Annotated in this window: 13 protein-coding genes; 11 read left to right on the top strand and 2 right to left on the bottom strand. The window is 51.2% G+C overall.

Annotated elements, in window-relative coordinates; all coding sequences use genetic code 11:
* The first annotated feature begins 39 nt into the window (after positions 1 to 39).
* Genes HMPREF1548_RS27600 through HMPREF1548_RS27590 form a run of 3 tightly spaced genes read left to right on the top strand, consistent with a single transcriptional unit; the run spans position 40 to position 2745 of the window.
* Entirely contained in the window at positions 40 to 909 is an 870-nt protein-coding gene (locus HMPREF1548_RS27600; protein WP_025489851.1) for a carbohydrate ABC transporter permease, read from the top strand.
* Positions 909 to 1760 (top strand): carbohydrate ABC transporter permease, encoded by an 852-nt coding sequence (locus HMPREF1548_RS27595; RefSeq protein ID WP_021640163.1) that lies wholly within the window; start codon positions 909 to 911, stop codon positions 1758 to 1760. The genes HMPREF1548_RS27600 and HMPREF1548_RS27595 overlap by 1 nt, the downstream gene beginning before the upstream one ends.
* Positions 1761 to 1809: 49 nt before the next feature.
* A complete protein-coding gene (locus HMPREF1548_RS27590; protein ID WP_021640162.1) occupies positions 1810 to 2745 on the top strand; it encodes a glycoside hydrolase family 43 protein in 936 nt (311 codons plus the stop codon).
* A gap of 51 nt (positions 2746 to 2796) precedes the next feature.
* Here the strand turns inward: HMPREF1548_RS27590 and HMPREF1548_RS27585 are convergent, their stop codons facing one another.
* Positions 2797 to 3426 carry a DUF624 domain-containing protein gene (locus HMPREF1548_RS27585; protein WP_021640161.1) on the bottom strand — a complete coding sequence of 210 codons (630 nt, stop codon included), beginning with the start codon at positions 3424 to 3426 and terminating at the stop codon, positions 2797 to 2799.
* A 20-nt stretch (positions 3427 to 3446) separates the two neighbouring features.
* Complete coding sequence (locus HMPREF1548_RS27580; RefSeq protein WP_021640160.1) at positions 3447 to 4400, bottom strand: ArsR/SmtB family transcription factor; 954 nt, start codon at positions 4398 to 4400, stop codon at positions 3447 to 3449.
* Between the two features lie 339 nt (positions 4401 to 4739).
* Between HMPREF1548_RS27580 and HMPREF1548_RS27575 the strand changes: the two genes are divergently transcribed.
* The 8 genes from HMPREF1548_RS27575 to HMPREF1548_RS31000 all read left to right on the top strand — a co-directional run.
* Entirely contained in the window at positions 4740 to 6200 is a 1461-nt protein-coding gene (locus tag HMPREF1548_RS27575) for a sulfatase family protein (RefSeq protein ID WP_035324321.1), read from the top strand.
* Positions 6201 to 6419: 219 nt separating this feature from the next.
* Positions 6420 to 7265, top strand: a complete 846-nt coding sequence (locus tag HMPREF1548_RS27570) for a class II fructose-bisphosphate aldolase (RefSeq protein ID WP_021640158.1) — start codon at positions 6420 to 6422, stop codon at positions 7263 to 7265.
* A gap of 11 nt (positions 7266 to 7276) precedes the next feature.
* A complete protein-coding gene (locus HMPREF1548_RS27565) occupies positions 7277 to 8227 on the top strand; it encodes a carbohydrate kinase family protein (RefSeq protein ID WP_021640157.1) in 951 nt (316 codons plus the stop codon).
* 57 nt (positions 8228 to 8284) lie between these two features.
* Positions 8285 to 9241, top strand: a complete 957-nt coding sequence (locus tag HMPREF1548_RS27560) for an aldo/keto reductase (RefSeq protein WP_035324320.1) — start codon at positions 8285 to 8287, stop codon at positions 9239 to 9241.
* 89 nt (positions 9242 to 9330) lie between these two features.
* Positions 9331 to 10725: an L-fucose/L-arabinose isomerase family protein gene (locus HMPREF1548_RS27555; protein ID WP_035324319.1), complete on the top strand. Its 1395-nt coding sequence runs from the start codon at positions 9331 to 9333 to the stop codon at positions 10723 to 10725.
* A gap of 36 nt (positions 10726 to 10761) precedes the next feature.
* The gene (locus HMPREF1548_RS27550; RefSeq protein WP_021640154.1) at positions 10762 to 11949 is read left to right on the top strand and encodes an MFS transporter; all 1188 of its coding nucleotides are present in this window, start codon (positions 10762 to 10764) and stop codon (positions 11947 to 11949) included.
* A complete protein-coding gene (locus HMPREF1548_RS27545; protein WP_021640153.1) occupies positions 11946 to 13019 on the top strand; it encodes a glycoside hydrolase family 172 protein in 1074 nt (357 codons plus the stop codon). Before HMPREF1548_RS27550 ends, HMPREF1548_RS27545 begins: the two co-directional genes overlap by 4 nt.
* Positions 13020 to 13031: 12 nt before the next feature.
* Positions 13032 to 13171: hypothetical protein (locus HMPREF1548_RS31000; RefSeq protein WP_021640152.1), on the top strand; the 140-nt coding region annotated here is incomplete at its 3' end.

Here is a 13171-nt window from a genome sequence, read left to right as displayed (position 1 = left end):
AATGCCATCTCACCAGTTTTAATATAAGGGGGTCATACTTTGAAGAAAAGAAAATGGATATATCTTTCCCTGACTATTCCGGCATTGGCTCTGATGATACTGTTTATAGCGGCACCGCTTGTTAATGCGGTCAGAATCTCTTTTTTTAAATGGAATGGATATTCCCAGAACATGCGCTGGTATGGTCTGAAAAATTTTGTAAATCTTTTTACGGATAATCTGTTCTGGCGCGCGACGCTGAATACAATGATATACGGCTTTGGTTCCACTTTTTTCCAAAATGTGTGCGGCCTTGCTGCGGCGCTGTTCCTGAATAACAAATTCAAGGGCAGGAACGGGGTCAGGGTAATTCTGTATATGCCTATCATGATTTCCGCGTTCATCATGGGCCAGATCCTTTACTACTTTGTACAGGCGGAGGGCGGTGTTTTCAATGAGCTTTTGGGAATCATCGGAATCTCCCCCATATATTGGATGAAAACCGGCCTCTCCTCAACGCTGATGATTATGCTTGCCAACTCCTGGCAGTACATGGGTCTTTGTATGATTATCTACCTGGCAGGACTGCAGAATATCCCTTCCATGTATAAGGAAGCCGCCAGGCTGGACGGCGCCGGCAAAATGAAGGAATTCATTTATGTGACGCTGCCTTTGCTGATTCCGTCCATTACCACAGCGGTTGTAACCAACTTAATCGGCGGTTTCAAGCTGTTTGACGCCATCGTGGCCATGTCCAACGGCGGACCGAACAGGAAGTCCATGTCCCTGTCATTCTACATATCCCAGCTTTATTTTAACGATGAAAAAGCAGGCTATGCATCTGCCGTGGGCATTATGACATTCTTTATCATTATGATAATCGCCCTGCCGGTAAATGCATATCTGCGCAAGAAGGAGGTTGAGTATTGATGGAAGGAAAGCTGAAAAAATCCAAAGGACCAAATACCCACTCCGTATGGTGGTGCTATATTGTAGCCATCCTGTTGATTCTGATTTATCTGCTCCCTATTTATATCATGCTGAACCTGTCCTTCAGGACGCTGCAGGATCTGGGCACCAAGCTGTCCCTGCCGGCCGCCTGGAATTTTGGAAACTATGTTGAGGTATTCAAAAGCGGTGATCTATGGCTGGGCTTTAAGAATTCCATCATTCTGGTGGTGGAAACCGTCACTCTGGAAATCGTCCTGTCCGCGCTTGCCGCCTACGGGCTTGCAAGAAGCAGCGGCAGGCTCGCGGAATCCATCCGTAATATCAACATGGGCATCATGATGATACCCAGCGTTGCCCTGCTGGTCGGCACCTACGGACTGATGGTAAAATTCCATATGACCAACACGCTTTACGGACTGGCTCTTCTGTCTGCGGCGGGAGGCATCCCCGGCACCATGTTTATGTATGTTAACTTTGTTGTTTCCATTCCCACGGCGCTGGATGAGGCTGCAGCCATTGACGGAGCCGGAGTGCTCAGGACCTTCACGCAGATCATCATGCCCCAGCTGAAGGCGGTTACGGTTACAAGAATTATCATGTCCGCCACCGGCTGTTGGAATAACTATCTGATGCCCATGTATTTGCTGCAGGATAAATCCAAATTTACAATTATCCTGGTTATCAAATCAGCCTTCAACAGAACGAACGGCGTCGGCAATCTGCCGAAGGCCTGTGCTACCTGTGCGCTGGGCCTTCTGCCGGTCATCCTGCTGTATCTGTTCCTGCAGAAATATATTATTGAAGGACAGATTGACAGCTCTGTAAAATAGCGGTTAAAATATAACCAAATATTATATAATACAGGAAGGAAGACAGACAATGAAGCTTTATAAACGTAAACCAGATGACAGGGCTCCTCTCGGCCAGCCGGACCCCTATATGATCAAAGCCGGTGACGGCAGATATTATATCTACGCCACAGGGAATCCCGGCCCCCAGCTATTTTGCAGCGACAGCCTGCTTGACGGCTGGGAATACAAGGGCTGCTGCCTGGAAGCGCCGGGGCAGAAGAATTGCTGGGCGCCCTGCGTGATCGAAATTGACGGTAAATATTATATGTATTATTCAAGCATGGATGAAGACAGCGATGATGTGCATGGCCAGACCATGAGAGTCGCGGTTGCTGACTGCCCCGGGGGACCGTTCCGGTTTGTGAAGAACCTTCTCCCTCCGTTCTCCATCGATCCCCATATGGTAGTTACCCCTTCGGGAATGTATTTATTTTACTGTGTAAACGAATACGAGGCCCAGCGTGTAGGAACGGTAGTAATGTGCGATAAAATGACAGATCCGTTTACCATGGAAGGAAAACCGGTGTGCGTCATCCGTCCCACCCTGGATGAAGAGATTTATCAGCGCGACCGTTTCAAAAAGGGAGAGCACTGGCATACCATAGAGGGCGCTTTTTATTTCAGTAAAGGGAATACGCATTACCTTATGTACTCCGGCGCATGCCACCAGAATCCTACATATTTTATCGGCTACAGCGTGGCGCACGGGGATCCGGATGCGGATTTACGAACGCTGGACTGGAAAAAGTTTCCTGACGATACCACCTACGCGCCGCTTCTTTCCAAAAATGATTTTGTGGAAGGGATGGGGCATAACAGCGTGATCTTTGATAACGGAACATGCTATATCGTGTATCACGGGCGTGATATTGGAGACATAAATCTGCCGGAGGATGCCCGGTCTGCCAGAATTGATGAAATGAAAATAGACGGAGATGTCCTGTCCGTAGAAGTTACAAGATAACAGACTGGAGCGTATCTAAAAAGGGCCGGCAGGTTTTGCCGGTCCTTTTGTTCACTCTGAAAGCTCTTCTAACGGATCCTCTTCCTGGTAATTGATATGTTTTTTGAAAACAGGCTCCTGCAGGTAGGAGGAGAGGAAGAAGAAACCGGCAGGCACGATAAACAGCAACGGCGGATAATAGATGGAAAGTTCAACTGCAAACAGAAACAGGCAGAGCAGCAGGAAATTTTTTACAAGATGGCCGAAAGTAAGTCTGACCAGCAGGGTAAACAGCTCCTGTCTTCTGAGGCGGAATCTTCCCATCAGCGCAAACCCGTGTATCTGAACCGTCAGGCACACAAGAATGGAAAAGAGGGAGAAAAAAACATACATACCTGCAATCATGCTGTCCGGCCTCTGCCAGCACACATAGCCGGTGACGCCGAACAGGGCGTAGAGGAGCAGCAGAAGGGCGGTAAAAGGAAGCGTCTGCCTCAGGTTTTCCTTAAAGGAATCCCGGAAGGTGGCAAAGGCATATCCCCGGTTCTGCCGCAGGACACGGATTGAGGTATGGTACAGGGCAGCAGAGGCGGCCCCGATCGTGAGCACGGGCAGGCTGCATACACACCACAGCACGCTTAAGATGACCATATCCGCCGCTTTATTCAATATTGTTACCAGAGTGCTTTCCTGATTAAACATAACGTTCCTTTCCGGGCAAATCAGCCGTTTTCGTATTCTACCTTCATTACAATGTCCTGGGCATAGTCGCCGAAATGCTTCCCGAACAGATTCATGCCCCCTACATGCTGGCTGTCACTGTCCACTTTCAGGATGAAGGAGAAGAAATAATCATTCAGCAGCCCCAGGCTTTCAATGGTTTCATCCGATATTTTCTGATTGTCCATGTAGCAGCCGCTGTGAGTGACATAAATTTTCTTATATTCACCGAACTGTGTGTTGGATTCACTCCACCAGCTGGGATTATAGATTCCCTTCCTTCCGCCATAATCCCCTTTGGTAAGAAAGGTGACGATTTTCTTATGGTTCAGCTCAAAAGTGATATCGGACGGCCAGTTATTGTTATAGCCGGGTGCCTCAGAGCATACCTCAAAGGAAAACTCAATCTGGGAGACCTTGTCCTGAAGCAGGGAGTAGTTGGAAAACTGGTATTCCAGAAAGCCCCTGGTAAACCACAGCAGGGAAGCATCTGTGCGATCCGGGGAATAAAAGCCATAGGGACTGTCTTCATAATAAAGATAGGAAACAGCGGAGGCAATGCCGCATGGCGGAGAAATTTCGCAGTTGCAGTAGTGCCCGATTGGCATATTGACAAAGACCGGCGGCTTCCGTGTGATTTTGTTCACATGGGCAAATACATCCAGGGAAACATTGGCCGTCTTAATGCCGCACAGCTTCTGTGAGCCCCGCATTCCAGGCTTGGGCACCACCGTAATCAGATTGGCCTCTTTCAGTGTCTTGATGTGCAGGCACATGGAAGACATGGGCAGATAGAAGGCCTCCGCCAGTTCACTGATGGTCATGGCTTTCGCCACCAGGCATTTGAGAATTTCCAGACGGGTTTCAGAAGAAAGGGCCCGGCATATCCTGGCGGTGGTTTCCGTATCCGATAGATCCATAACGATGTCTTTTTTATTTTTGACTTCTTCGTACATAGGATACTCCTTCAATAATGGGTGAAACGTCAGCCCTGCGATGGAAGCCGTCTTTCGGGCCGCATATGTTATGTGATTATAAACAAAGTATAGACAATCACTGTCAAAAAATCAATAGATAGATACATAAAAAATGTATTAAATGAATGCATTGCATATAAAATGTATATTATTAATTTATTATATTGAATTTTAATGTGTAATTTATATAATCAAGATAGGTATAGGTACATAATTTTTGGATGTATATTTCAGGAAAACAGCTGTGTCGGGGCGTGAATCCTGCCATCGGCCTTCCTGATTTCAATGTCTGTTAAAGCAGACAGATCGGAGCACTTTATGAATATTTTGTGGATTTGTACGGATCAGCAGCGGTTCGATACACTGGGCTGCACGGGAAACGAATGGGTTCATACCCCGAATCTGGACAGACTTGCCTCCGAAGGGGTGCTGTTTGAAAACGCTTATGCACAAAGCCCCGTATGCTCGCCCAGCAGGGGAAGCTTCCTTACCGGCCGTTATCCCAGAACCTGCGGCCCCAGGCAGAACGGGCAGGATATTGATGCAAAGGAACGGCTGCTTCCCAGAATTCTTGCCGATAACGGCTATTACTGCGGCCTGGCAGGCAAGCTTCACCTGTCGGCCTGCCACGATAATACAGGAAGGCTGATGGAACCCCGCATTGACGATGGCTATCATTTTTTCCAATGGTCCCATCATCCGCAGCCGCACCACGGTACGAACTGGCCCGCCAATGCCTATAACCAGTTCCTGATGCAAAACGGCAGGGATTATCTGACGCCGGAACGAGAGGACTGCCCCTATGTACAAACCGGCGTGGAGGAAGAATGGCACCAGACTGCCTGGTGCGTCAACGAAGCCATACACTTTATGGAAAGCGCACGGATTTTCGGGAAGGAATGGATGTTCTCCCTGAACTGCTTCGATCCCCATCATCCCTTTGATCCTCCGGCAGAGTATCTGGAGAGATACCTGAACAGACTGGATGAAATTCCACTGCCCAATTACGAAGAGGGGGAGCTTAATAACAAGCCGGTTTTCCAGCAGAAGGATCATGAAGGAGCCTATGATACGAAGGACTATTATGCTTATGAAAAAATGAGTGAAAAGGACCATCGCCTGATCCGGGCCGCCTACTGGGCTATGGTCGATTTGATCGATCACCAGGTTGGCCGCCTGCTGGATTATCTGGAGGAAACCGGACAACGGAAGGATACACTGATTCTTTTCCATTCCGATCATGGGGAAAATCTGGGGGATCACGGCATGTATCTGAAGGGGCCGTATTTTTATGAAAATAATGTCCATGTACCCCTGATCATCAGCTGGCCCGGAAAAATACCGGAGGGCCGCAGGAGCCGGGCGCTGGTGGAGCTTACGGATCTGGCGCCAACCCTCTGTGAAGCTGCAGGCATCGCTCCCTATGAAGGCTTTCAGGGGAAATCCTTCTGGAAGCTGCTGACAGGGGAGGCAGAGCTGCATTCACACCGAAGCAGCGTGTACAGCGAATACTATAACAGCAATATTAACCACAGGAACCCGCTTGCCTTTGCCACCATGGTTTCGGACGGCCGCTACAAGCTGGTGAAGGTACATAAACAGGAAGGTGAAGAGGGCTGCTGCGGAGAATTGTATGATCTGGAGGAACAGCCTTTGGAGCGGGTAAACCACTACGAAGACCCGAAGCTTTTAAATATCAGGATCCGGCTTCTGGAAACCATGTGCGACCGGATGGCGCAGACCTGTGACCCGCTTCCGGTAAGGAAATCCTGCTGGTAGGCCAAAAAACACAAGTCAAACACCCCGCCGCAAGCAACGGGGCATTTGACCCTCGCGGCAGTCGCCAAGTGGACGCACGAGTGCATCCGTTTGGCTCGTTGCCCGCGGAAATACAGGGAACAAAGCCTGGAATCAGAAACCAGCGCTTGGGAAACCGGCAGGCATAAAGCCGGCCGGTCATAGATGTAACCGCACTATGCGGAGAAACGGAGGGTTTCTATGGGACTTATGGATGTAAAAAGTATTTTGAAAATGGCGGATGAAAACCGGTTTGCGGCGGCGGCCATCGATGTATTCGATTACCAGTCCGCGCACTGGGTGGTGGAGGCCGCGGAAAGGGAAAATATGCCCGTACTGCTGATGTTTTACCCGGATATGAGCTGGTTCATTCCATTCAGCACTATGGCGGCCATAGCGGTGGATCTTGCCAGGCAGGCAAAGGTGCCGGTAGGCGTCCATCTGGATCACGGCAAATCCTATGAGATAGCGGTGGGCGGCATTGCGGCAGGCTTTCCTTCCATTATGTATGACGGCTCCGCGCGTCCCTTTGAAGAGAACCTGTCGGTTACGGCAAGCGTGGTAAAATGCGCCCATCTGCTGGGAGTGGATGTGGAGGCAGAGCTGGGAACCGTGGGACAGGGCAGCAGAAAAGAGGATTTCTGCAACGAGGAGTTTTATACAAAGCCTGAAATGGCAAGGGATTTTGTTGCAGGGACGGGCGTGGATTCCCTCGCCGTCGCCATAGGCAACAGCCATGGACATTATGTCTGCGAGCCGCACCTGGATATCCGAAGGCTGGATGAAATCAATAAAACCATCGATACCCCTCTGGTCCTTCACGGCGGCTCAGGCATTCCGGCAGAGCAGATGATCGAATCCGTAAAATATGGAATCAATAAGGTAAATATCGGAACCGAATTTTTTGAAAAGTGTAAAAACTGCATTGCAGCGCATATGGGAGAGGACGGATTTGTCCTGGATCATTACAAAGAAGCAGGGGAAGAGGTAATCGATTTTGTCAGAGGACGGATTGCCCGGATTAATCCTTACCATTTCTCATTATAGGGAGGGAAACTATGGATGTTGTGGGAATCGGGACCCCTTACTATGATATGGTGATCAACGTGAGCAAAATGCCCGGGCTGGACGGTGCGGCGGGCGCCAACGAAGCTTTTTACCAGGGGGGAGGCAAGGTGGCGACCGCAATGGCCGCTGCCGCCAGATTGGGGAGAAGCGCAGGCATGATGGCCAAGGTGGGCGAAAACCACAGAGGACAGTTTATCATCAATGATTTCCGCTACAATGGTGTGGACACCTCCGCCATCATCGTGGATGCCCCGGGGACCTCCAGTCCCTTCTGCCTGTCTCTTTCCGAGGAGGAGCACAAAACCAGGATTTTTATCGGCAAGGAGGGCACCGCAGGAGAACTGCTGCCGGAGGAAATCGATTATGAATATCTGGGCAAAGCAAAATACCTTCATTTGGAAAACGGCAGACCTGCCAGCGCGGCGGCAGCTCTTTTTGCCAGGGAGCACGGCATTGTAACGGTAATGGATGCGGACAATTATCAGGAGGGGATTGTAAAGCTGCTTCCCTGTCTGGATGTTTTTATCGCCTCGGAATTTTTCTACCGGGATATGTTCGGGGATCTGCTCTATGAGGAGGGCTGCAGGAAGCTGCTGGAGGCCGGCCCGTCTACGGCGATAGTTACGCTGGGAAGCAGGGGAAGCGTAGGGATGACGGCGCAGGATGGTTTTTTCCGGACGGAAAGCTTCCATGTGCCGGTCAGGGATACCACGGGCGCCGGGGATGTTTTTCATGGAGCCTATATCGTGGGGCTGCTGGAAGGGATGGACGCGCCGGAATGCGCCAGGTTTGCCAGCGCGGTTTCCGCCATAAAATGCACCTGCTTCGGAGGAAGGACCGGGATTCCAAACCGGGATACGGTGCAAAGGTTCCTGGAAACAGGCGAAATCGACCGGACGGAGGCACAGCGCAGACTGGCTTATTACAGAAACAATTTATAAACGGAGGACGTGTCCGTATACGGCACGCCGTCCTAAGGCAGAATGGAGGGTTATTTTATGGGAATGGTGTCATTGGGTAAAACAAAGCTTCAGGTATCCGAAATCATCCAGGGTACCTGGGTCATGGGAAAGGATTACTGGGGAGGGGCCGAGGACAGGGAATCCGCAGAGGCGATACAATGCGCGCTGGAGCACGGAATCAATACCTTTGATACAGCTTATATTTACGGAAAGGGGCATGCGGAGGAGCTGCTCGGGGAAGCGCTCCGCGGTGTGCGGGATAAATGTGTTATCATTACAAAGCTCTGGAAAACAGATATGGCGCGGGAAAGGGTGCAGCCGGGGCTGGAAGAGGCCATGCGGCGGCTGCAGACGTATTATATAGATGTCTTCTTCATCCATTATCCTTCGGAAACCGTGCCGATCGAAGAAACCATGACAGAGCTTATGCGTCTGAAGGCCGAAGGAAAAATCGGAGCCATCGGCGTATCCAATTTCAGCCTGGAACAGATGAAGGAGGCGCTGCGTTTCGGGGAGATTGATGTGATACAGCCCTGCTACAGTCTTCTCTGGCGCTTTATTGACAGGGATATCCTGCCCTTTGCCATTGAGAACAAAATCGCCGTAATCCCTTATTCGCCTCTGGGACAGGGGATTCTTACCGGCTCCATGCAGCCGGGCCATACCTTCAGGGAAGGGGATTCCAGACAGAATACGCCGCTGTTTGCACCGGAAAACTTTGAACGCGCGCTGGCCGTAACCGAACGGGTGAAGGAGGTCGCCGCCAGATATGGCAAAACACCGGCGCAGACCGCCATCCGCTGGGTAATGCAGTGTAAAGGCATGACGGCGCCGATTGTGGGCGCCAGGAACAGGAAGCAGGTAAATGACAACGCAGGCGCATGCGGATGGGAGCTTTCCGCAGAGGATATGAAGTATCTGGATGAGTACAGCCGGGACTTCGCTTACAGCCTGCCGACTTATAAAACATTGTTTGACAAAACCATTGTATAGTGCAGGGTAACGGTATATGAAACGGACAGTTACCGGTTACTTACAGACATATTTCACATGCCCGTTGGTACGGGCAGATGGGAGCAGCTATGAAAAATCTGGACAAACAGCTGAAAATAGGCCTGGTTCCTACCCGAAGAGAGGCCTTTGCCAATGAAACTACCACCCGCCAGAAGGAAGCCGTCGTTAAACGCTTCCGGGAGCTGGCGGAAGAACTGGATTTTGAAATCGTTACTATCGAGGACATTAATGAAGAAGGCCTGCTGATGACATATCACGATGTGAAAGCGGCTTACAAAAAGCTGACGGCTGCTGGCGTGGACGCCCTGATCTTCCCCCACTGTAATTTCGGCCAGGAGGAGGCTGTGGGCAGGCTGGCGAAGGATATGAATCTGCCGGTTCTGATCTGGGGGCCCAGGGACGGCTGCCCCAACGGCCTGGAATGGCGGCCCACCGACAGCCAGTGCGGCATGTTCGCCACCACCAAGCTGCTCATGCATTACGGCGTAACCTTTTCCTACATAGAAAACTGCGCAATTGACAGTGATATCCTGAAAAAAGAGCTGGCAGATTTCCTGGCCGCAGCCAATGTGGTAAAGGCCTTCCGCGCCCTGCGCATCGCCAGGATCAGCAGCCGCCCCAAGGAATTTTTAAGCGTCATGGTCAATGAAGCGGAGCTTCTGGAAAAATACGATATCGAAATCGTATCCGGGGAGCCGACGGTGATTCTGGACAGGGTGGACCGGATACTGGCAGAGGACAGGGAACGCATGGAAGCGCTTTTGCAGGATCTGGTGGACGCAGGGCTTGATATCAGCGCGCTGGGAGAAAAAAGATATCCTCTGGCCGCCATTGAGCTGGCACTGATGGACTTTGCCGAAGCAAACGACTGCAATGCCCTTTCCTGTGAATGCTGGAACCTGTTCCGCAAAAAATACGGTGTATCCCCCTGCTTTATCCTGGGGGATTTGAACGACCGCGGCCTGCCTGCCGCCTGTGAAAACGACGTCCACGCGGCAATCACCTCCGTAATGGCGGTAGCCGCCGCAAGATACAAAACGCCCTCCTTTGTGGCGGATCTCACCATAAGGCATCCCGAAAATGACAATGCGGAGCTTTTATGGCACTGCGGTTCCTTTGCCAAGAAGCTGAAGAAAGCGGATGCAAACGGACGGATTGTGAAAGAGGGAAAGGGCTTCTATGAGCTGGAGGGCGGGCCGGTCACCGTACTGCGCTTTGACGGGAACCATGGAGAGTACTATATGTTCGCAGGAGAAGCCAAAGGCGTGGACGGGCCGGTTACCAACGGCAATTATCTGTGGATCGAAACGGACAACTGGGTAAAATGGGAGAAAAAATTTATTTTCGGGCCCTATATCCATCATGTGGTCGGCATCCATGGAAGGTATTCCCATATCATCCAGGAAGCCTGCCGTTATCTGGGAATCCGGATTGATCTGCCGGATATGCCGAACCGGTATTGATGAGCCGCCCGCTTCGGCAGGCAGATAGGAGCGTTTATGAAAGGCAGTAAAAAGACTCTCCGGATATTCTGGACACTGTTTGCCTTTAATGCTTTATTTTATGTGCCCGGGGCTACCTTCGGCGCATATATCGGTGTATACTACAGATCAAAGGGAATGAACGTATCTCAGATAGGCCTGCTGTCGGCCATTGGGCCGCTTCTTGCGCTTATCCTGCAGCCGCTTTGGGGGATTTTTTCCGACAGGCGGGGCCGCCACATGGCAGTGCTCCGCCTGGCCCTTGCAGGCTCCGCCGCCGGTGTCCTGTGCTATTACCGGGCGGACACCTTCCTTCTTTTTGCCGTATGCGTGTCCGTCTACAGTTTTTTCAACTGTGCAGTCGGGCCCATCGGGGATTCCATCGTGGTGGATATGGCCCTGGAAAATGGCCTGCAGTTTTCTTCCATCCGGCTGGGCGGGACTCTTGCCTATGCGGCGACAGTGGTTTTTGCAGGGATGTACCTGAAAACAAATCCCACCGCCTCCTTCGGGATTACGGCCGCGGTCTGGTGCATCATGCTGCTGGTTACCCTGTTTATGAACAAAGAGGTGCGGAAATACAAATGTGAAAAACGGACGGGGATATTATCTGTTTTTAAAAACAAGAAGATATTGTTTGTCCTGTTTTATGCATGTATTTTCCAGATCGTATTGGGCTGCTACGGATCCTTCCTGGGGCTGGTGGTGACGGATATGGGGTATGATAACGCTACAATCGGCCGGCTGATGTGCGTCTCGGCGCTGAGCGAAATTCCCGTGCTATTGTGCATCGGCTATATTTCACGCAAGATCCGGATTGAATACCTGCTCCTCATTGCAGGCGCAGCCATGACCGTCAGAATCTGGCTGCCGCTGACAGGGAGCATAGCCGGTATTTTCATAGGCCAGTCCCTGCAGGGCGTCACCTATATGATCATGTATTACAGCTGTGTCATGTTTATGAACCAGAACCTGTCAAAGGAGCTGCATGGCACTGGGCAATCCCTGTTTTATATGGTGCAGACCGGCCTGGCCTGTACCTTCAGCAACATCGCGGGCGGCTGGCTGGGAGGAAAAATCGGGCTGCTTAAAACCTATTTCCTCTATGGACTGGTTCTGCTTGCCGTAACGGCTCTCTGCGCCTTTGTGCTCAGAAGCCATTTCCACAAAGATATAGCAAAGCAAAAGGAGACGGATTTCTTATGAACGAAAAACATTCCCTGCTGGCAGGCCTGACCTGCCTGGCAGACGCAAAAACAAGATCCATCAGCCCGGAAAATTTCCATGGGGAAAAGGGAAAGGGCGGCATGGCTGTGGAAGGAACGGGAAAGGAGTGCGCAAGAGAGCTGGGACAGGGCTGGAAGATATCCCCTTCCGTTGAAATTCCCGGTAAGGAAACCCTGCTTCTGGCTGACATCCAGGGCAGCGGTATAATCCAGCACATCTGGCTGACCTGTCCCCATGAGGACTGGCGTTCTTTAGTGCTTCGTTTTTACTGGGATGCGGAGGAGACGCCCTCCATAGAGGTGCCCCTGGGAGATTTCTTCTGCATGGGCTGGTGCGAAACAGGGCTTCTGCAGTCGCTTCCTGTCTGCGTTAATCCCAGTGGCGGGATGAACTGCTACTGGCAGATGCCTTTCCGGACAGGTGCAAAAATCACACTGGAAAACCTGACGGGTAAAAAAAGTGTGATCTACTATCAGATCACCTATGTGGAAACAGCCGTAGAAGAGGATACCCCCTATCTTCACGCCCAGTTCAGGAGAGACAATCCGCTGGAATATATGAAAAACCATGTGATTGTCGATCGGGCCGTGGGCAAAGGGCAGTATGTGGGAACCTATCTTGCCTGGGGCGTAAACAGCAACCGCTGGTGGGGCGAGGGTGAAATCAAGTTTTTCCTTGACGGGGACACTGATTTTCCTACCATATGCGGAACCGGGACAGAGGACTATATCGGCGGCGCCTGGAACTTCGAATATCCCAGGGGAGAATACTGCCGTTTCTCCACACCTTATTCCGGGCTGCATCAGATTATCAGGCCCGACGGCCTGTATTGCTCCCAGCAGCGTTTTGGCATGTACCGTTTTCATCTGACGGATCCTATCCGGTTCGATACGGATCTGCATGTGGAAATCCAGGCCCTTGGCTGGAGGAGCGAGGGCAGATATCTTCCCCTGCAGGACGATATTGCTTCCGTAGGCTACTGGTATCAGCTGGAGCCGCACAAACCCGTTCCGCCGTTGCCGGATGCCAACGCGCTGGAAGTGAATTAAACAGGAAAAGAGGTGAGCACGATTAAAACTGACACTTACAATACTTTTACCTATAAAAAGGACCGGCAGCGGGCCATATCCTTTCCCGTGGGAGGGCTGGGAAGCGGCAGTATCGGCATTGCGGGAAACGGCTGCCTGATCGACTGGCAGGG

The sequence above is a fragment of the Clostridium sp. KLE 1755 genome (genome assembly GCF_000466465.2).
In the GTDB taxonomy this organism is placed as follows: Bacteria; Bacillota; Clostridia; order Lachnospirales; family Lachnospiraceae; genus Eisenbergiella; species Eisenbergiella porci.
The sequence above is the reverse complement of the archived record's forward strand: the minus strand, read 5'-3'. Positions and strand labels throughout refer to the sequence as shown.

Bases quoted from the DNA above. Each gene is read 5' to 3' on its own strand.
- HMPREF1548_RS27595 (WP_021640163.1), top strand. From the start codon at position 909: ATGGAAGGAAAGCTGAAAAAATCCAAAGGACCAAATACCCACTCCGTA.
- HMPREF1548_RS27590 (WP_021640162.1), top strand. From the start codon at position 1,810: ATGAAGCTTTATAAACGTAAACCAGATGACAGGGCTCCTCTCGGCCAG.
- HMPREF1548_RS27585 (WP_021640161.1), bottom strand. From the start codon at position 3,426: ATGTTTAATCAGGAAAGCACTCTGGTAACAATATTGAATAAAGCGGCG.
- HMPREF1548_RS27580 (WP_021640160.1), bottom strand. From the start codon at position 4,400: ATGTACGAAGAAGTCAAAAATAAAAAAGACATCGTTATGGATCTATCG.
- HMPREF1548_RS27575 (WP_035324321.1), top strand. From the start codon at position 4,740: ATGAATATTTTGTGGATTTGTACGGATCAGCAGCGGTTCGATACACTG.
- HMPREF1548_RS27570 (WP_021640158.1), top strand. From the start codon at position 6,420: ATGGGACTTATGGATGTAAAAAGTATTTTGAAAATGGCGGATGAAAAC.
- HMPREF1548_RS27565 (WP_021640157.1), top strand. From the start codon at position 7,277: ATGGATGTTGTGGGAATCGGGACCCCTTACTATGATATGGTGATCAAC.
- HMPREF1548_RS27560 (WP_035324320.1), top strand. From the start codon at position 8,285: ATGGGAATGGTGTCATTGGGTAAAACAAAGCTTCAGGTATCCGAAATC.
- HMPREF1548_RS27555 (WP_035324319.1), top strand. From the start codon at position 9,331: ATGAAAAATCTGGACAAACAGCTGAAAATAGGCCTGGTTCCTACCCGA.
- HMPREF1548_RS27550 (WP_021640154.1), top strand. From the start codon at position 10,762: ATGAAAGGCAGTAAAAAGACTCTCCGGATATTCTGGACACTGTTTGCC.
- HMPREF1548_RS27545 (WP_021640153.1), top strand. From the start codon at position 11,946: ATGAACGAAAAACATTCCCTGCTGGCAGGCCTGACCTGCCTGGCAGAC.